The organism is Carboxylicivirga marina, assembly GCF_016612505.1.
Lineage (GTDB): Bacteria > Bacteroidota > Bacteroidia > Bacteroidales > Marinilabiliaceae > Carboxylicivirga > Carboxylicivirga marina.
The window spans coordinates 16,189-37,467 of record NZ_JAENRR010000042.1 but is presented as its reverse complement, the minus strand read 5'-3'; the positions used below and the strand labels follow the sequence as shown (position 1 = coordinate 37,467).

The 21,279-nt window shown below is 39.7% G+C and carries 14 protein-coding genes; 1 reads left to right on the top strand and 13 read right to left on the bottom strand.

Annotated features, from left to right (window positions below; translation table 11 throughout):
- Positions 1-65 precede the first annotated feature (65 nt).
- Positions 66-515, top strand: a complete 450-nt coding sequence (gene tnpA / locus JIV24_RS15790) for an IS200/IS605 family transposase (RefSeq protein WP_200466030.1) — start codon at positions 66-68, stop codon at positions 513-515.
- Between the two features lie 232 nt (positions 516-747).
- On the opposite strand, the gene JIV24_RS15785 is transcribed toward tnpA, so the two are convergent.
- The 13 genes from JIV24_RS15785 to JIV24_RS15725 all read right to left on the bottom strand — a co-directional run bounded on the left by JIV24_RS15785 (position 748) and on the right by JIV24_RS15725 (position 20,962).
- Positions 748-1,524 (bottom strand): sugar phosphate isomerase/epimerase family protein, encoded by a 777-nt coding sequence (locus JIV24_RS15785; protein WP_289048450.1) that lies wholly within the window; start codon positions 1,522-1,524, stop codon positions 748-750.
- Between the two features lie 62 nt (positions 1,525-1,586).
- Positions 1,587-2,333 (bottom strand): 3-keto-disaccharide hydrolase, encoded by a 747-nt coding sequence (locus JIV24_RS15780; protein ID WP_200466029.1) that lies wholly within the window; start codon positions 2,331-2,333, stop codon positions 1,587-1,589.
- Between the two features lie 118 nt (positions 2,334-2,451).
- Positions 2,452-3,936, bottom strand: coding sequence for a Gfo/Idh/MocA family oxidoreductase (locus JIV24_RS15775; protein ID WP_200466028.1), 1,485 nt, complete (start codon positions 3,934-3,936; stop codon positions 2,452-2,454).
- 43 nt (positions 3,937-3,979) lie between these two features.
- The gene (locus JIV24_RS15770; RefSeq protein WP_200466027.1) at positions 3,980-5,527 is read right to left on the bottom strand and encodes a Gfo/Idh/MocA family protein; all 1,548 of its coding nucleotides are present in this window, start codon (positions 5,525-5,527) and stop codon (positions 3,980-3,982) included.
- Between the two features lie 2 nt (positions 5,528-5,529).
- Positions 5,530-6,012: a DoxX family membrane protein gene (locus JIV24_RS15765; RefSeq protein WP_200466026.1), complete on the bottom strand. Its 483-nt coding sequence runs from the start codon at positions 6,010-6,012 to the stop codon at positions 5,530-5,532.
- A gap of 197 nt (positions 6,013-6,209) precedes the next feature.
- On the bottom strand, positions 6,210-8,381 hold the full coding sequence (locus JIV24_RS15760) for a beta-glucosidase (RefSeq protein WP_200466025.1): 2,172 nt from the start codon (positions 8,379-8,381) through the stop codon (positions 6,210-6,212).
- Between the two features lie 247 nt (positions 8,382-8,628).
- Positions 8,629-10,887, bottom strand: coding sequence for a beta-glucosidase BglX (gene bglX, locus JIV24_RS15755; RefSeq protein WP_200466024.1), 2,259 nt, complete (start codon positions 10,885-10,887; stop codon positions 8,629-8,631).
- 21 nt (positions 10,888-10,908) lie between these two features.
- Complete coding sequence (locus JIV24_RS15750) at positions 10,909-11,703, bottom strand: glycoside hydrolase family 16 protein (RefSeq protein WP_200466023.1); 795 nt, start codon at positions 11,701-11,703, stop codon at positions 10,909-10,911.
- A 234-nt stretch (positions 11,704-11,937) separates the two neighbouring features.
- Positions 11,938-13,281, bottom strand: a complete 1,344-nt coding sequence (locus JIV24_RS15745; RefSeq protein WP_200466022.1) for a family 16 glycosylhydrolase — start codon at positions 13,279-13,281, stop codon at positions 11,938-11,940.
- A gap of 2 nt (positions 13,282-13,283) precedes the next feature.
- Positions 13,284-15,038 carry a cellulase family glycosylhydrolase gene (locus JIV24_RS15740; RefSeq protein ID WP_200466021.1) on the bottom strand — a complete coding sequence of 585 codons (1,755 nt, stop codon included), beginning with the start codon at positions 15,036-15,038 and terminating at the stop codon, positions 13,284-13,286.
- An 81-nt stretch (positions 15,039-15,119) separates the two neighbouring features.
- A complete protein-coding gene (locus JIV24_RS15735) occupies positions 15,120-15,938 on the bottom strand; it encodes a hypothetical protein (protein WP_200466020.1) in 819 nt (272 codons plus the stop codon).
- Between the two features lie 28 nt (positions 15,939-15,966).
- Positions 15,967-17,703, bottom strand: coding sequence for a RagB/SusD family nutrient uptake outer membrane protein (locus tag JIV24_RS15730; RefSeq protein WP_200466019.1), 1,737 nt, complete (start codon positions 17,701-17,703; stop codon positions 15,967-15,969).
- 40 nt (positions 17,704-17,743) lie between these two features.
- Positions 17,744-20,962: a SusC/RagA family TonB-linked outer membrane protein gene (locus JIV24_RS15725; RefSeq protein ID WP_200466018.1), complete on the bottom strand. Its 3,219-nt coding sequence runs from the start codon at positions 20,960-20,962 to the stop codon at positions 17,744-17,746.
- Between the last annotated feature and the right edge of the window lie 317 nt (positions 20,963-21,279).

The following is a 21,279-nucleotide window of genomic DNA, read 5'->3' as shown; positions in this document are numbered from 1 at the left end:
TGAACCAAATTGATTAGTACCAGAATATACGCTAAATTGTCTTTTATAAACCATTAACTAACAGCATGTCAAGTTATCGACAGATAATCTATCAAATTGTCATTAGAACTAAATACAGTCAAAAGACTCTTTCATTAGACGAAAATGATAAGCTCTTCAAATACATTTGGGGTATTATTAAAAATAAGAACTGTCATTTGTATCGAATAAATGGTATGGAAGAGCATATTCACATACTATTTGGTCTTCATCCAAGTATTGCCTTAGCCGACATCGTTAGAGACTTAAAGACTGCTACTTCAATTTGGCTAAAAAGCTCTACCTCTTTTCCTTATTTCAAAGGGTGGGCTGATGGCTATGCAGCATTAACCTATTCATATAATGATAAAAATAAGCTTATTAACTACATTAAAAACCAGCAGGAACATCATCGGAATGAGTCTTTCGAAGAAGAATACAGAAGTTTATTGATGGAGCATGGAATTGAAATTGAGGAGCGTTATTTTTTGAAGTAATATTTAAATTTAACCCTTTCAGGGCTGAAAGTATTCTGGCTTGTTATTATCCACCGGTTTTACCGGTGGTTATTTACTTTAAGTCCCTTCGGGACAGCTAAAAAAAAGCAAATAGCTTTAATATTCTATAGTAATCTTATCCCTGTTTAGGAATAAACCAAATAGAAGATTCAATACAAAGAGGCTGCCTAAATCAGGCAACCTCTTCATACAAACTAAATTTTAAGACAGACTATTTTACATACCTGGCATTCATTAAGAATTCAAGGCTTTTTTCAACGCTTTTCAATGGTTCATAATTGTAACGCTCCACTTCAACGATAATCTCTTTCATACCCGACTTTGAGGCCTTCTTAAAGATAGGCTCAAAATCCATTTTACCACTTTCGCCCAGTTCTTTTTCATCTTTCACATGCCAAAGCTCAAAGCGCTTAGGGTATTTTTTGAAATAGCTTAAGGCATCTTTCTCACCTACCATTATCCAATACAAATCTAACTGAAACATGACTTTCTCCGGATCAGTATTTTGTAACATATAATCGTATCGGATGATACCATCTACTTCTTCAAATTCCTTATCGTGATTGTGATAACCAAATCGAATACCCTTTGCGTTACACTTTTCACCAATAACATTAAAGTAGTCGCAATAACGCTTTAAATCTTCCAGTGAACCATAGCCCTTTTTATCCATAAAAGGCTGAACAATATATTGAACACCAGCTTCAGCATGCGCATCAATACATTGATCCCACCATTGCATCACCTTTTCCCAATTGGCTTCATCAGGCAATGCCTGACCACAATGCGATGCAGTAAATTGAAGTCCATTATCATTCAACAACTTCTTAAAAGCGAGTGGTTCCATTCCATAGAATTTACCATCGCCATAACCAGCTGCTTCAACAAATGAGTAACCTATTTCTCCTAACTTCATGATGGTACCTTCGGCATCTGCCTTCATATCATCGCGCACCGACCATAGTTGAATACCTATGTTCTTTTCCACTTTTTTAGCATTTACATGAGGCAAAAAATAAAGAGTGATTGCAAGTATGAGTGTTAAACGCATCATAATTCTTTAATTTTAATGTTACGAAACCATACATCGTCGCCATGATCCTGAAGACCAATATAACCTTCAGAAGCCACATCGGCCCAGGCTGGATTCAATGCAGGAAACTTACTACCTGCTACTAAATCGTTCCACTCAGGTGTCCACAAATGATATTCAACCACTGTTTCGCCATTTTGAATATGCCAAACAGCCCCTTTGTAAACCTTAATTTCAACTTGGTTCCATTCGCCTACAGGCTTGGCATTTTGTGGCACAGCCGGGTACAAATCATAAAGAGAGCCAGCCTGACGGTTACCTGCGATACCTGCATTGGCATCAGGGTGGTTAATATTATCCAAAACTTGCATTTCAGGAGCTGTTTTCCAGATATAATCTAAGGAATCGTTTTCTTGTCCCAGATAGAAAATACCTGAATTACCACCTTTCGAAATTTTCCATTCTAATTTCAAATGGAAATTCCCAAACATTTTATCGCCATATAAGATATCACCACGGTCTTTACCACCAGCTTCACCACGCCCTGAGCCAGGACAATGAATCGTGCCATCTTCTGTGATTTCCCAGCCATTAGGGAAAGTTGTTTTACCATAGTTGCGCCAGCCATCTGATGTTTTACCATCAAACAACAGTTGCCAGCCATCAGCTTTTTCTTCCTTAGTTAAAGTATTTATTTCTTGTGATTTATCACAGCATGATGAAAACATTGCCATTATCAATCCGAATATTAATAGGTATTTCATTTTATAGTTTTTAAAGTTCATATTAACAAAATTGAACCACTCCCCTGTCGTACCTCCTTTCAGAAGAGGGGAATTATGATACTTCTCCTAATGCGAGGGGAGATGGTTACTTAGTTTATTATACAGGCATCTCAGGTAAAGTCCAACCATCACGATAATTGTGTTTGATCAGCTCCTGAGCAAAAGCATTGGCATTCTTCGGCTTGGTCCATTCTTTGTCAAAAGTTGGATGGCCATCGTGAATTTTAAATCCATCGCTAATAACGGTTCGAATGGTTTCATCATCACCAATATTGGTAAAACGCATGTTTTCGCCATCCCATTTCAACTCTTTATTAAGCGATTGTAATCGAACAGCCAATACTCCCATTACCACCATTTCGTTAAAAGGTCCTGCTTCACTAAAAGGCGATAATGTCTCTACCCTATTCTTTGGGCTCTCTTTACAAGCACGTACCCAGTCCATTTCATGGCTAAGAGAAATACGAGGCTCTGTTTTTGGCACATCAGGCACACGTCCTGATAACAACCAAGGATCGCGACCATAGCAACCACATACTAAAGTATCTTTAGAGCCATGGAAAAGAACGCCACCACCCTGATTATTCATGTCCTTACCTGCAGGCCAACCATCGGGCTTAAGCGGCTGTAAACCGCCATCGTACCAATGCACTTCCACTTCAGGCATGGCCACTTTAGCCAAACTTTTTCGCTCAGGAAATACTAAACGAACTTTTTGAGCAACAGGAGCTGCATCGGTTAACAATAATGATGAACTACCTTGTGCTTTGGTAGGATAACCTAACTTTAAACCCTTAAAAACTGGATGTAGAATATGGCAAGCCATATCACCCAGGGCACCTGTACCAAAGTCCCACCAACCGCGGAAATTCCATGGTGTATATATTTCATTGTATGGGCGCATTTTTGCCGGTCCAACAAATAAATCCCAATTAAAGGTATCTGGTACTGCTTGTTCTTCTATTGGTCTATTTAAACCCTGAGGCCAAATAGGACGGTCGGTAAAGGCTTCTACCTTGCGTATTTCACCAATCTCACCATTCTGAATCCACTCAGTGGTTAATGCAACACCTTCGCCTGATGCTCCCTGATTACCCATTTGAGTAGCCACCTGATGTTTGGCCGCTAACTTGGTTAACAATCGTGATTCGTATACCGTATGAGTCAATGGCTTTTCGACATATACATGCTTACCCATTGTAATAGCAGTTGCTGCGATGATGGCATGCGTATGGTCGGCAGTAGCCACCACTAGACTATCAATCTCATCACCCATCTCATCGAGCATCTTACGCCAATCCCAGTATTGTTTTGCTTCAGGAAAATATTCAAAACAACCTTTGGCATATTTCCAATCCACATCACATAAGGCTATAATATTTTCACTTTCCATTGCCTTGAGCACTCCAAAACCTCTACCGCCAACTCCAACACCAGCAATATTTAGTTTTCCATTTTTCGATTTACGACGCCTTTGAGCCGCTGCCATTGATGGCATCATTACCAAACCGGCTGTAGCTATTCCTGCGTTGGCTAAAAATTGACGTCGATCCATTTCAAGCCGTTTCTTGTTATTGTTCATGTTATAATATTAAGGGTGATTAATAATCGGGTTTATTGGGTACTTATATTATCTCTTCTTTGTCAGCATCCCAATATACTTTCCTGTTCTCACGGTAAGCAATGGTCGCCATATGGGCTGTAATGGCTTCTTCAAAAGCCTGATCTATGTTGCAACTTGGCTGTTTATTTTGCCTGATACATTCGAGCCACTCTTTAATGTGTAGATGAGCAGTATTGACTCGCTTACCTTGCACATGTGTGTACAATAAGCCACGACTGGCAAAGTATTGTTCTGTTGCTGATGTTGTTCCATCCAGCGTATTTCGTCCTGGCTCGTAGGTAATCATTGCTTGATTGGAAGATATTAAACCAGCATCCAACTGCTTTCGGTATTGCGTTGAACGATTATCGGGAAAAATCTCCAGCTTATTTTCCATTCTCATTGTAGCATCGTGCCCCATAATTACTTTTCCACGATAATGTTCATTAGCCAATGAAGCGCTGTACACCATTGTTAAATCACGCTCCGGATATTCAAATACAGACTGAAAAACATCAGGTACTTCGCGTCCGTCTTTAAAGAAATAGATTCCTCCAGACGCCACCGCCGAATGTGGAATACCCAATTGTAATACCTGATTGATGGCATCATATTCATGTGTTAGCAAATCGCCACCTAAGCCCGTACCATAGTCCCACCAACAACGCCAACGGAAAAACCGTTCAGCACTAAACGGATGATGTTTTGTTGGTTCGGTAAATTGCTTCCAGTCAATGGTATTTTCATTGGCCTCGGGATGAATGGGATATACCCAGGCTCCATTTGGATCGTTGCGATTGGTACAAACCTCAATAAGAGATATTTTACCTAAGATGTTTTTATCAATCAGCTGCTTGGCCTTATTAAAACTAGCCGTTTGACGCCCCTGGTGACCTAATTGAAACACCACGCCTGTTTCTTTAACGGTTTCCCGAAGAGCAAAAGCTTCCTCAACCGTTCGTGTCAGACCCTTTTCGATGTAGATATGTTTACCTGCCTTAGCCGCATCAATACCCATTTGTGCATGCCAATGATCGGGCGTCGCAATAATAACTGCATCAATATCTGGTGCCTTCAACAAATCACGATAATTGCGGTAACGCGTTACCCCTGGCGATACTTCGTCCAAAGACGTAGCTTTTGCAGCATTACTGGCCGACAATAAAGCTTGCTCGGCATGCACATCAAAAATATCGCAAACCCCGCGTATTTCAATATTTAAATCATCCTGGCCCATGTAATCGCCATAACGCGTATCTGACTTATTAATTTGAAATTGATCGCGCCAATGCTTAACAGTATCAGGGTGAGCAAAACCGGCAGCCTCAAGTAAATATTTACCACGCCCTCCTGTGCCAATTATTCCAAGTCTGATGGTTTGCCCGCCTTTAGAACTGATTAATTCAGGTTCATCGTATAGGTTTAAACCCAAGTCGTCAGCTATGTTATATACTTTTTTCTTTTGGGAATCTATCTTTTTTAAAACTCCATACCCCAAGGCCCCTAATACAGGAATCGTTGCCAGGGTTTTCACAACATCTCTTCTTGAAAACTTCTTTACATCACTCATTATTAAGCCTTTTTACGGTAGATAAAACGATCGAACCCTACTTCTTTACTTGTCGGGAATAAATACAACACAAGCAATACTGCTATGAAGATCAGATTTTTATCGACCCACAATGTGTTTTCATTGGTAACAAGCACTTCATTAACATGAAGCAGAGGCGGATGCGCCAGGTAATACAATGAGAGAAGAAGCACTCCCATGAGTGTAGAAAATCTACCGAGAATACCTAAAATTAATGCCAGGCCAATGGCAATTAAGCCCCATATATTAAGAAAATTGATGACTTCAATGGCCTGTGAATTGTCGGCAAGGCTTGTGAAAAAATCACTTAAGAATCCTTGCGAGCTTTTTAAATAACCAAAAGCAGACCAGTAAGGGCTGAATAATTTGGCCAATCCTTCATAGAGAAGGTACCAGCCAAGGAGCACCCGGACTACTACAAGAGAATAAAGCTGGGAAGTGTTAAGTTGTTGAGGTAAATTCATTATATATTCGATTTCTAAATTTATTTTTCAAAAAATAATAGATAATCCAATGCCAACAAATACTATTCGATCAAATGCTTATTTTATATGAGCATTTTGAACATCTGTCTCCTCTCCACGCTATCTTCTCATTCCAACTTTACCTCTTACAACAGGTTACAAGTAATATTTGCCGCATTAATAAAAGTAGTTAATTGTTACTTAACTGCTACTTTTATGGTTTTCTTAATATTATTCGAAGCTGTTCCAATTAATAACTGGTAGTTACCTTTTTCCAGCTTCCAATCATTGTTGTTCTCATCATAAAAAGCAAACGAGTCAACAGCTACAGATAGTTCGATTGTTTGTGTTTGACCAGCTGCCAGTTGTACTTTTTTAAATCCTTTAAGCTCTTTATGCGGTCTCATCACCGATGATTTTTCATCACGTACATATACTTGTAGAACCTCAGAACCTGCCATTTGACCTACATTACTCAGTTCAACTGATAGACTTATTTCATCCCCAGCTTTAAATTCCTCAGCATTAACTGAGGCAGAATTAATTTTAAACGTGGTATACGACAAGCCGTAACCAAAAGCATAAAGTGGCTTTATCTTTTTTGTATCGTGCCAACGGTATCCAACCAATATGTCTTCCTTATAAACCTGGTCGGTTCCATCGCCCGGATAAGATAGTTCATCAAAAGCGTGAGCGCCATTGTCTTCCAGCTTAACAGGGAAGCTAAATGGCAATTTACCTGATGGATTCACATCTCCCGATAATACATCAGCAATGGCATACCCCGATTCACTTCCCAGATACCAAGCCTGCACAATAGCTTTAGCTTTCGCCTGCCATGGCATTGCCACAGCATTACCGCTTACCAAAACAACGACTACATTCTTATTTACGGCCACGATTTCATCTAACAACTCATCTTGACCAAAAGGTAGATTTAAGCTTTTTCGATCGCCATTTTCGCAATCCTGCTCATGGTTCTTATTCAGTCCGCCAACAAACAACACAACATCAGCCTTCTTAGCGGTTTCAATGGCTGCTTGTTTTAACGAATCCTGATCTAAATCAGAAGGTATCACACGACCATATTGTGATGGGCCTGATGCATATCCCATTGAATGAATAATATTGGCATTGGTGAAACGCTGTTGAATACCATGTAAAGGTGAAATCTCATGCACGGTTTTTAATTCAGATGAGCCACCACCAACAGTCATCATTCGGGTAGCATTCTCACCGATTACAGCAATGGTTTGAGTGGTTTCAGGATTTAAGGGTAAGAAACTTTTATTATTCTTCAACAGAACAATTCCTTCCTGAGCTACTTCGCGTGCTACATTAAAATGCAACTGATTGGCTTTACGACCGAAGGGGCGATTTTTATCCATGTTGGTGCGATACATCAAGCGCAGAATTCGACGCACTTTATCATCCACTACACTTTCATCAATTTCACCACTTTTTAATAATTCCAAAAATGGTTTGGCCAGATAATAGTGGTCATAGGCATTTTCTGTTGAAGAAGTTAGTCCGTCAGTTCCGGTACCCATTTCAATATCCAATCCATTTAATGCAGCTTCACGCGTATCGTGTGCACTTCCCCAATCGGTAACCACAACTCCATCAAATGCCCAGGCCCCTTTAAGTATACCGTTGATTAAAACTTCGTGATGACTGGTATGCTGGCCATTGTATTTATTGTAGGCTCCCATAATCGACCAAACTCCACCTTCCCGCACGGCAGCTTTATAGGCCGGCAAATAGATTTCATGTAAAGCACGATCGCTTATTTTCACATTGATATGTCCTCGCCACACCTCCTGGTTATTTAAGGCATAATGTTTAACACAAGCAGCAACCCCGTTTGTTTGAACCCCTTTTATATAGGGCACACACATCACTGAAGCCAGATAAGGATCTTCACCCATGTATTCGAAATTACGTCCATTAAGCGGTGTTCGATAAATATTAACACCTGGCCCAAGCAGTATATCCTTCTTACGATATCTTGCCTCTTCACCTATAGCAACACCATATTTGTATGCTAAATCAGGATTAAAAGTAGATGCTAAACATGTTAATGCCGGGAAAGCCGTGCATGAGTCATTGGTCCAGCCAGCGTAGCTCCAGCTATCCCATTCGATTTCGGCACGTACTCCATGCGGACCGTCAGACATCCATATTTCAGGTATACCTAAACGCTCCACTCCTGGTGAGCTAAACTTCGATTGTGCATGGCACATCTTTACTTTCTCTTCCAGTGTCAGCTCCTTAATAATCTCATCAATTTGCTTTTCAATCTCACCTTGATTTTGGGCAGAAACAACTATCCCCAAAAACAAAATGCTTAATACTAGCCAATATTTCATCACGCTATCGTTTTATTATTGTACACCAAAAATAACTCAAAGACCAATTGTCATTATGCACGAAATGTTACCAATTAGAATAACGATTGATAACATTTCCTGATTAACAAAGCTTTTACAACTTATTATACCCTAAATACAAATGCATTAGAAACGAGTCCGGTATGAATTAGAATCTGCGATTATTCATTGTTTTCATTTTTCCTATTTACGTCTAAATAAGCATTTACCGGACTCTCTAAGTGTATTATTCTAGTGTGAATTTATCTTTAAGACCTGAAACAGAACTGGTGCCAACCATCACCTCAAAATCACCTGCTTCAACCAGATATTCTCCCTGATTATTATAAAAACCCAGCTCTTTATCAGTCAGCATAAATGTTACTGTTGTTGTTTGTGAAGGCTCTAGTTTTATCTTCTCAAAACCTTTTAACTCTTTTACTGGTCGAACAATACTTGCTACCTTATCATTTATATAAAGCTGAACCACTTCTTCGCCTGCTTTACTTCCGATATTTGTAACCGAAACTGAAACTTCAACCTGGTTTTTAGCCTTAAGATTTACCTTAAGATTCGTATAATCAAACTCAGTATAACTCAAACCATAACCAAACGGATACAATGGCTTTTCACTTTCATCCATATAATGCGGCCAGAATACTTCATGTTTTGGTCCTGGACGCCCCGTACGGAACTGATTGTAATAAATCGGCACCTGACCAACATGACGAGGGAAGGTCATTGGCAATTTACCCGAAGGATTATATTCGCCATACAATACCTGCGTAACAGCATTACCGGTTTGTGTTCCCAGTTGCCATGCTTCTACAATTGCCGGCACATGCTCATCAGCCCAGGTTATGGTTAATGGGCGACCATTCATTAATACTAAAACAATGTTTTTATTCACTTTATAAACCGCTTCCAACAACTCTTGCTGAACACCCGGTAAACCAAGATTAGCGCGTCCTCTTCCTTCGCCACTGTGCAAACCATGCTCACCAAGCACCATTACTACAACTTCAGACTGTTTGGCTAAATTGACCGCTTCCTTAATACCCGATTTATCAGTTGTATTTACTTCCAACTCGAAAGGAAAGGCCGTTGGACCGGTAATTAACTTACCACCTTCGGCATACTTGTATTTTACACCATAGTTATCTAAACCTTCTAATACAGAAATGGCCGTATTATCCTCGCCAGCCATACGCCAGTTACCTAGCGGACTATCTTTATCATCGGCCAAAGCACCAATAACAGCAATCTTTTTGTCTTTATTTAGCGGCAGAATATTATTTTCATTTTTAAGCAGCACAATTGAGCGCTTCGCCATATCCAAAGCAGCTTCCATATGATCAGCATGATAAATCAACTCTTTCTCGCGCTTTTCATCACAATATTTAAACGGATCATCGAATAAGCCTAACTCATATTTAACACGAAGAATACGACGAACAGCATCATCAACAACACCCTCATTAACTTTACCTTCACGCACTAAATCTGCCAAATGATTAACGTAAGCATATGATTCCATATCCATATCAGAACCTGCATTGGCGGCCAACTCGGCTACATGCTTTAAATCGCGTGCATAACCGTGGTCAATCATTTCACGACCACTACTCCAGTCAGAAATAACATAACCCTTAAAACCCCAATCGCCTTTTAAGATATCGCGCTGAATATGTTTATTGGCTGTTGCCGGAATAGCATTAACAATGTTAAATGAGTTCATAAACGTTTTTACATCAGCCTCATCAACAGCTGCTTTAAATGGTGGGAATATCACATTGTAATAGGTCGCCATACCTACATCAACCGTATTATAATCCATACCTGCCTCGGCAAAACCATAACCAGCAAAATGCTTGGCACAAGCCGCGATGGTATTATTGGCACTCAAGTCATCGCCCTGAAAACCATTAACACGCGCCACACCAATTTTAGAACCCAGATAGGTGTCTTCACCAGCGCCTTCCATCACACGCCCCCAGCGGGCATCACGTGAGATATCAACCATGGGTGCAAAAGTCCAGTTAATACCTTCGGCCGATGCCTCAATAGCAGCAATACGTGCTGACTTCTCAATGGCTGCTAAATCCCAACTGGCTGCCTCAGCCAATGGAATAGGAGATAAGGTTTTGTGCCCATGAATGACGTCAAAGCCAAATATCATTGGAATACCCAATCGCGAGCTATCAACAGCCAAAGCTTGCATTTTACGTACTTCAGCAGCACCACGTACATTTAACATGGAACCAACCCAACCATTTTTTATGTGTTCATATTTATGTTTCGCATCACCCTCAGCAGGTGCAGGTCCTGTTACATCATAGAAACCATTGTATTGATTCATCTGTCCCACTTTCTCTTCCAGTGTCATCTGAGCCAAAAGAGCTTCTACCTTGTCATCTATTTCGTCACCCTGCCCAGCAGGTGTATTGCATGCCTGAAAAAGAATCAGACCTGAAACAATTAGCGTAAAAAACAGTTTGTTGTTCATCGTTCTATATTTACTGAATATTTATTTATCTTTTTGATATACACGCACATAATCAACCAGCATTTCACAAGGAAAAATGGTTTCATCAACACCATGCTTCCCTCCCCAGTTTCCACCTACAGCAAGGTTTACTATTAGGTGAAAGCGCTTATCGAAAGGCCATTCAGCAGACGTGGCTCTTTCTTCTTTTTTAAACTCAAAAACCTTTTCGTCATCCAGGAAAAAAAGACACTTACTGGCAGTCCACTCAAGTGCATAAACATGATAATCATGTTCTGCATCAGGCACCAGAACACCATTAGCTTTGTGGGTTCCTTTAACATGGTTATAGGCACCCGTGTGTACTGTAAAAAACAAGGAATCGGGAGCATATCCCACATATTCCATTATGTCAATCTCTCCACTGTCAGGCCAACCCCCATATTCCCAATCGCTTGGCAACATCCAGATGGCGGGCCAGGTTCCTTTCCCACTTGCTACTTTTGCCCTTACTTCAATGCGACCATAGAGCCAGTCTCCTTTCCCTTTCGTTACTAAGCGAGCAGAGGTATAGGAACGATTAAACCCATCCTCCTTATGTGCAATGATATGAAGCTGTCCATCCTTAACCACGGCATTTTCTAAACGATTGGCTGTATAGTGTTGTAACTCATTATTACCCCACTGCCAGGCATTGCCTTCGACATCGTAACTCCATTTGCTTGAATCAGGTAATCCTGCATAATCAAACTCATCACTCCAAACAAGTTGATAGCCTGATTTAGAGCTACAACTGACTAAAAAAATCATCAGAAGAACGAAGTAAAAAAGTTTCATATCACTTGATTTTGGCATAAACAATTTAATGATTCTCTTTCTTTAAAAATCACCAAAGGCTCAATGTACTTTAGATCAATAATGAAATGTTAGCCTTTCGAATGAGCTTTTCTGACAACATAGCTCCTTCGTTAAGAAGTTCTGCAGCCTATCGTTTAACCAAGCTAACTACATTAAAGAACCTTTGGCTTTGGCAGAGTAATACTCTGTTTTGAAAAGCCCATTCGTATTTTTTTAATTCATTTGATAAACCCTTACATAATCCACCTCCATGGTAGCTGGAAAAATAGCATCATCAACTCCCTGAACACCTCCATAATCGCCACCTACGGCTATATTAAGGAGGAAATAAAACGGATCGTCAAAAGGCCAGTTATCCTTCGTCGCTTCATCAGGCTTATTATAGGTTAAAATGGTATTTTCAATATCATCACGATAAAAACGTACAAAACTATCTGTCCATATAAGCCCATAAATGTGAAAGGCCTCTTCAGCTGTTTCTAAAGGCAAATGCCCAGAACCAATGGGATTTCCATTGGCATGGTTATTACTTTGAATATGAATACTACTAGACGTTGTATTGGGATCCCAACTTACGTACTCCATGATGTCCATTTCACCACATAGCGGCCAGGAGGTACCATTTTGAATGGATTCACCTAACATCCAGATAGCCGGCCAATGACCTGGCCCTTTATCTTCAGGCATCATCGCACGTACCTCAAAAATCCCATAAGTATGCGACGCCTTTGCATTTATCCTTGTGGACGTATAATCACCCACTTTTTGTCCTTCTCCAATACGTTTAGCAATAATTTTAAGGGTCCCATCAGCAACTTCCACATTTGCACCATCGGTGTAGTTTTGCCATTCATTGTTACCCCAGCCATGCTGTCCTGTTTCAAATTTCCATTTGTCCACATCGATGTTTGTACCTTCAAACTCATCGTTCCATACAAGTTCATAATGCGACCGGTACTCGTCATCATCTGCATTTATTATTATTTCTTTAGTAAGCGCATTCTCGTATGTGTTACTTGCTATTCTTAATTGTACATCATACTTTCCCTCAAAAGGAAAATAAGCTTCATAGGCTTGCCCATTATCCTCAATTTCTTTGCCCTGCACCAACCAGACAGCACTTTCAAAACTTCCTGTTGTAGTATTTACCAATTGGTATGAATTCGTTTTTCCTGCCACACTTTCAATGCTAAAATCTGCACTAAACACATCTTCATCAACTGTTACCTGCTTAGTGACACTTTTATTATTGGCTAGGTCTGTTTGATCACCCCAGATGGTTAAAGTGACGTCAAAAGTTCCTTTTTCAGGGTAAAAACTATTGATTGTATTTTCATCAATCGGCTCGCGATCAGTACGGTCGCCATTTCCAAAGTTCCATCGCCAGTAAAAGTGATCTCCCTCAGTGGTATTTTCAAAAACAAACACATTACCATCTGTTGGATGCGGTGAAATGGAAAAATCAGGCACGTATGCCGACTTTGTTTCGTCCTCGGAACATCCCAGGATTGATAAAGTGAAGAACAGTATAATTAATCTGAAAATCGCTTGTTGCATTTTTATATCTTAATAAGTTTAAAAGCCTTTATGTCAGTCCCCCCAGAGTTGAATTTAATTCTCACTTTTTGTTCTCCTGCTAGTAATTCTAGTTTTGTAATTACAGAATTATGCCAATTTTCTTTGGCTCCAGTGCTTGGCAATTCAATATTTGACGCTTGTTCTACACCATTAACAGTGATACTAACCAGACTTCCTTGAATAGCAGCAGCACTTATTAATTCTAAATTGTATTGGCCGGCCTCATCAACCCGTATCGTATATTGTAACCATTCGCCGGCCTCGGTCCATCCAACATAGTAGTCGCCACCGTGTTTTCCTATATCAACACCATCATTTCGGTAGTAATTACCTGTATTCCACTTGGCCCATTTATTATCACCTTCATGAATATTCTCCGATAAAGCATCGTGATATGCAAAGCCGTCTTTTCCAAGATCATAGTTGACACACTGAATCCACTCTCCTGTTGAGTGTTGAGCATAAGCTTGGGTAGCTGTACTATTACTTCCATTACTCATGGCAAAAATAACGTCAGGAGCAACTGTACAGTTATCAATTTCGTGAGCCATAGCATATTCCATAATAGCTTTGTATGTTTCATCAGCTGACAATGGTGTTTGGCCATCTTTCCACGAATTAATTAATTCATGGTAATTGTCATTGGTGGTCACCTTTAATACATTGTTCAGCCGGCTTTTTTTAACAGGCCACCATGACCAACCAATGTTATTTTTTTCAAATAATTCTATTGCTTCGGCAAACCAGTGATTTGAGTTCTCACCTGATTCACTCATCCATAAAGGCATATTGTATTGCTCACGCATGTCAATTGCCCATTGTATGGCATTTTGATGATTACTATTCCAGTACTTATGAAAGGTTAAAACGGTATTATCATCATAACCGTTTAAGATGTGATTATCGAATCCATTGTAGTTATTTCCCCAGCAGTTGCCAGATATAAAGATGATATGTTTATCATCAACTGCGCGAATAGCCTCGGTTAGTCGTTGATGCAAATCCCATATCGCTTTGTTGCTTTCGCATCCACATCCATTAGGATTACCAGTTCCATCAACATTCCAGTTGGGCTCATTAATAATATCATAACCACCAACCCATGGATTGTTTTTATAACGTTCAGCTATTTTTTTCCATAAAACAATTAATTTATCCTGATTATCTTTGCTCTCCCATAAGGATGGTAAAGCTGAATCATAATCACTTATATCTGCATTTTTTCCCTGACCTCCGGGAGTACCGTGCATATCAAAAATGACATACATTTCATTCTGCTCACACCATGAAACCAACTCATCCAGCATGTCAAATCCTTTATTGAGCCATGTATTTCTAATGGTGCCATTGGTAGTCTCTTCTTCTTCAATAGGCAATGTAAGCCACTTATAATGTAAAGCCGGGCGTACAGCATTAAAGCCCCATGCCTTCATTGAATCAACATCGGCTTTGGTAAAATGATGTTGTAACCAATAATCATAGAATTCATTGGTTCTCTCCACCCCCATGGCTTCATTGAGTTTGTTTCGAAACTGTGTGTGGGTATTGATGCCAGCATCGGTCGACTGCATCATGTAACCTTCCTGAATCATCCAGTTGCCTGTTCCAATGCTACGGATAATAATAGGACCATCATCGTTGACGATATCTTTATCATTAACTCGCAAGAATCCCTGGCTTAGCCCGCCATTTAGAAATGTACAGTTTAAGAATACTATTGCTATTAGTCGAAACATTAAAAACAGATAGAGGTAAAAGAAAAGGGGCTTTACTTTTGCTGTAAAGCCCCTTTATCAGCAATTATTTGTTAACTAAAACTATTGTTCTGGCACAAACACCCATGTCCATCCTGTTGACCAGGCTGCATTAGGTACGTGTAATACCATTTTATCAGCAGTGAATTCAACAATATCAAAAACACCGCCATTACCTCCACCTTCCATGGAACCAAGCAGATTTGCTGCTCCTTCAATGGTTATCTTAGAATAGTCTCCATTAAATTTAAAAGTACTTCCTGTAACTGGTGCTCCTGCAGCATCCGCATAATAAGTATAATTAGGACCTCCATCGAGATCGAAAACCATTTTACCAGCCGCATCTGCCGGAGGACAGCAGTCTCCACCTGCGTTCCACCAGATACCCCAAGGGTTAGTAGGATCTGACATAAACCACCATAGACGACCATCAGGAGTAGGTCCGCCATCGAATACCCATGTCTTACCAGCTAAATCTTCACCCACTAAATCATAGTAAGCCTGTGGCAAAGGTTCATCTAATTGGGTAATTTCAACAGAAACGGTTTTAGAAACATATTCTGTCTCAGATGGATCATTGTTTGGCATATACGGGGTAGTCGCATAATATGTAAATTCATGTGTTCCTGTAAAAGGAAATACGACTTCCACACGATCGGTGTATTTTTTATCAAGGATATAATCCCAATAGCCTGTAACACCTTCTGTGTTCATTTGAATCGACAGCTTATTACCTCCATTGGTAGCTTGCACAACAGCTAAGTCAATATTGGAAGGATCAAAGCTATTCTTTAGAACATCTCTATCCTCAATGGGCTCACATGCTGAAAAGACCAACAGGATTGCCATTGTTATCAAACCTAATATTTTGCTAATTTTCATTTGACTAGATTTTAAAATTTACAATCGTTTACCATCCTGGGTTTTGGTTATAGACCCCGTTAGATAATCTTACTTCTGATTCTGGAACAGGCACCAGCCCTTTAGTCTCAGCACGGTACTGAACACTATAGGTAGCATCCGTTCCTGAGTTGTTAACAGCGGCTTCAATCCCGTAATAGTTACCTGTTGTTTCAACATCCCCCCAGCGTACCAAATCAAACCAGCGAACACCTTCAAAAGCAAATTCAAATGAACGCTCGCGCTTAAGTACATCTAATGAGTATGCGACATCTTCCAATCCGGCTCGTGAGCGCACGTCATTTAAACCATCGGCTGTTTCGGTTAATTCAGAGTGCATCAATAACACATCTGAGAATCGTAAATAATAGAAGTCTTGAGCAGCCCACAACTGGAATGGATCACCATGCACCATATTAAACAGGTAGTAGAACATACCCTTTACTCCATCAGGACCAGAATGCTGAAGGGTAGTATACTTCTTGTTCATTAATCCTGTATTATGATCGCCTTTACCGATATTCCAGCTATCAATTCCTAAATTAGGATCTTTTGAATTAAGATCTAAAACTGAACCTTGTTTACGGACATCTTCATCTGGCCAATTACCATAGAATACGTTGTGTACTGGTCCCCATCCCCAGCCTTGTCCAAAAGGTACCATTGAGTGATCGCGAATTCCAAAGAATAAAGGAACACGGTTATTAAATTTCTGTCCAAAACTCCAATCTGCCAAACCGAAACGCATCGCAAACATCACCTCACTATTACCTGTACCAATTGTAGAATTAGGTCCATCCTGACCGACCCATTCTAATCCTTCTGTTTCAGCCCATGGTAATACAGGGTGTGTTCCTTCGGGATCATAGTCTTTTGCATTTTGATTAACATATGAATATGGCCATAAATTCCTATAATCACTTGCCAATTCATAACCACTATCATCGCGTACTTCTTCCAGGTGTGCAATCACATCAGCTTTTGAAATACTTCCACCTTCTGGTAAAGGTAATGCATCTGCTGTCTGTTTTTCTATATTTGTCATATACCCCGTATAGTATAGATAAGCACGTGCAATGTATGCCTTGGCTACCCAAACATTGGCATGGCCATAGGTATTTAGTGTATATTCATTTGCTTTTTTCTTAGGTAAAGTTTCGGCAGCTGTTTTGAAATCAGCTGCAATAAAAGCCCATGTTTCTGAAAAACTTGAACGTGGTACCAAACGATCAGATTCTGTAGTTGGAATCAAAGGCATACCACCAAAGAAACGAGCTGCACGAAACATTAAAAAGCCTCGCATAAAATAAGCTTCACCCAGGGTATTATTCTTAAATTCCTCGGCTTCTTCAGCTGTTTCAAAATAACGAGTAAAATCACCATCTGCAACAGCTTCAATCACCGCATTCGCTCTACCTACGCCATTATAAGTTTCCACCCATAAATCCTTATAAGTATCTTCCTGTGGATCAACAAATTTATCAACATCTTTGGCCGATTTATCATCAGGACCGCCACCACCAAGCATCAAATCACTTAACAAGTTAGCTGCCAAGTGCTCGTTACTATGTGGACTATTAACAAATAAGGCATTGTAAACACCATTCATCGCCTCTTCAATATCTGTTGGTGTCTTATAGAACGTCGAAAGGTTCTTATCAAATAAATTTTCGGTATCCAGGTGATCTTCGCAGCCACTTAGCAGCACCATCGCCCCAATTACCATTGAATATATTATCTTTTTCATAATTCTATTCTTTTTTAAAATACTAACAAAAGTGACTTAATTAGAAAGTTACATTCACACCGAACATCACTGTTCGAGGCAATGGATAAAGACCCAAATCAACTCCACTCGACCATGAATCAGCTCCGTAACCTACTTCTGGGTCCATTCCGTCATAACCTGTGAATGTGTACAGGTTATTAACCGATATATATACTTTGGCAGCACTCATCCATTCTATATCACGCAACATACGATCGAACTTATAACCAACCGTTAAATTATTGATTCGCAAGTAGTCTGCATCATGCATATAAATATCAGAGATTAACTGCGTATTCGCATTACTATTGTAAGTTAAACGAGGTAATCTATTTGATGTACCTTCACCATGCCAGCGACCAAAAATTTGCGTGGTATAATTCTGATCCAATTGATCGGCAAACGAACGGTAGGATTGCATGATCTGATGACCAAATTTACCTGTTAATGTTGTATTCACGAAAACACCTTTGTACTCAGCATTTAACTGAAGCCCTAACTCAAAATCAGGAAGCGGAGACCCAAGCTCTACCCTATCGTCGTCGTTAATCACGCCATCTCCATTTTGGTCAACAAAATGAACATCACCAGGCTTTCGTGGTGTATCTTTTTCTGTTTCAACTACGATAGCTGTTCCATCAGCCGTTACATAATTATCTACATCATCCTGGTTTTGGAAAATCCCCTTCGTTTCATAACCATAAAAATAACCAATTGGATGTCCAACCTCTACACGAGCAATATCAGACGTTCCTTGGGATAAAACAGAACCTGCTCCATAAATAATACCTTCAGCATTGGCAAGTTTTGTGACTTCATTCTTGTTGTAAGCACCTGTAACTGTTGCTCCATATTTGAAATCGCCAATGTTATCATTCCATGACAAGACCAATTCAAAACCAGTATTTTCAATATCACCACCATTAATCCAAGGCGCACCTGCTCCGAAAGTACCAAGAATTGGAGCTTGTACTAACCAGTCTACAGTTGTTTTCTTATACCAGTCAAAAGTCAGCCCTAAACGTGAATCTAACCATCGCGTATCTAAACCAATATTGATCTGTTCCGAGGTCTCCCAAGTAACATCAGGATTTGGCACGTTAGCAGGATTCGCTGCTTGCTGCGGTATGTCTTTATTTGGTCCAAAATAATACCCCTGCGCCACATACGAAATATTAGATGTATAATGGAAATTATCAATTGCCTGATTACCATTTTGCCCCCAACTAACTCTTAACTTACCATAAGTTAAGAAGTCGAAATCTTGCATAAACGACTCTTCAGTAAAGTTCCAACCGGCAGAAATAGATGGGAAATAGCCCCAGCGATTACCTTCTGCAAAGTTCGATGAACCATCAGCACGCATGGTAAAATCAGCCATATACTTTTCATTAAAGTTATATGACACACGTCCCATATAAGACATTAAACCACCACCCTGAGCAGCATAATCAGCACCCCATGTACCAATTTCACTTACTTCAGTCGGATTGTTTGTATTATCAAGGTAGGCGTACTTTGGGTCATCATAGGCTAAATTGCGCTTTTGACCACCTACATTAAAGTTCAATTCATTCTTTAGCATTTCAGTACCAGCTAAAACTGAAAAACGATGATTATTGATACTGAAATCATAAGTAGCAGTATTGGTCCACGTATGGTTAACACCCTGGTACATATCTTGCTGCGCACCATCAACAGTATTCTGATAACGCTCTGCCAACTCATAGGTCGGTGAATAAGAGCGGCTATTTCCAAACCAGGCATCAATGCCAAAAGAAGAACGTATTTTTAAACCTTTAATCGGTTGTAAAATAGCATATACATTTCCAACTACAGTATTTCCTTTACCCCAATTGAAATTACTTCTATAATACATGTTGGCAATTGGGTTATGCTGTCCTGTCGAGACACCTTCTAATGTAGGTCCAAAACCACCTGTTCTGTGATCTATATTTTCATTGGACCAGTAAGCAGGCATTAACGGATTAGTAACCAATGCATTATGTAGGTCATTCCAATAAATATTACCTGTTGCCACTGAACGATTCTCGGTATTCGTATAGGTAAAGTTCTCACCGACAGTTAGTAAATCGCCCTGATTATTTTTCAGTACCACAAATTCAGTATTTAAACGTCCGGTCATACGTTTGTACCCAGCATCAGTAATATCACCACCAATAATACCTGTTTGATCAAAATACGAGAAACCTCCTGAGTAAATAACCCCCTCAGCAGCACCTGTAATATTAACAGAATGGCTTGACATAGGGGCATCAGCTTGCGTCATTTCATCAATCCAGTTGGTTCCTTCCCAACCGTTTTCCAAGTTATCCCAAACTTCCTGACCATACTCTGTTCCCAAGTCACCAGGGAAATTATTTCCCATGTACACATTACCATTTACAATCTTATTTTCCCAATCAAATGGCGTCAATCCTTCATTAGAACGTGCTTCATCAAAAATATACATATATTCTTGAGCATTTAACACTGGTAGCGTCTTGTAAATATTCTGCACACCATAGTAACCATCGTAGGTTATTTGAGGCTTAGCACCTTTTTTACCTTTCTTGGTAGTCACCAGAATAACCCCATTAGCCGCACGAGAACCATAGATGGCTGCTGACGCAGCATCTTTCAATACATCAATGGCTTCAATATCTGATGGATTCAGGTAATCAATATTACCTACTGCCACTCCATCAACAATGTAAAGTGGATTCGCATTGCCAATTGTACCAATACCACGAATGGTCACTTTGGTACCTGCACCAGGTGAACCATTGTTACGGGTAATGTTCACACCAGGAGCTAACCCCTGTAGTGCTTCCATAGCATTACCTGTATTTAGTTCAGCTAATGCTTCCCCTTTTACATTGGCATTTGCACCCGTTACGAGAGCTTTCTTTTGAACACCGTAACCAACAACCACTACTTCATCTAAATCGGTAGCATCTTCTTCAAGAGCAATATCTATTGTCGCAGAAGTAATTGTCGCTTCCTGAGCAGTCATTCCTATAAATGAGAAAACCAAAACATCGCCTTGATTAGCCATTAATTGATACTGACCGTCAACATTCGTCACTGTTCCAGTGGTCGTACCTTTGATAACTACACTTACGCCTGGAAGAGGCAAGCCATCAGAGGCATCTGTTACTGTACCAGTAACAGTTAAATTTTGAGCCTGACTTGTTATCGCCAGCAGAAAGAGAAAAATCCCTAATACATGTTTCATAATAAATGGATTTTAAATTATTTGATGGAACAAACCTAAAGCCATTTGTTAACGAATGCTAATTAACAGGCCTCACAAAGAACTCATACTACTACACTATACACCTCATTTTTACCTCACTTCTAAAATTCCATATATCTCTTTTTATGCCATTTAGAATATTTCATCCATCTCAAAAACAACCCTACAAACACTCATTATTGTATTTATTACACTTAGATGCTAGGATTACACTTTTTAACATTGTTTTGTATCAAAACGAAAGAAATAAGCTTTCACCTTTTGTTAATTAATTCTATAGTTATTTCTTTATAATA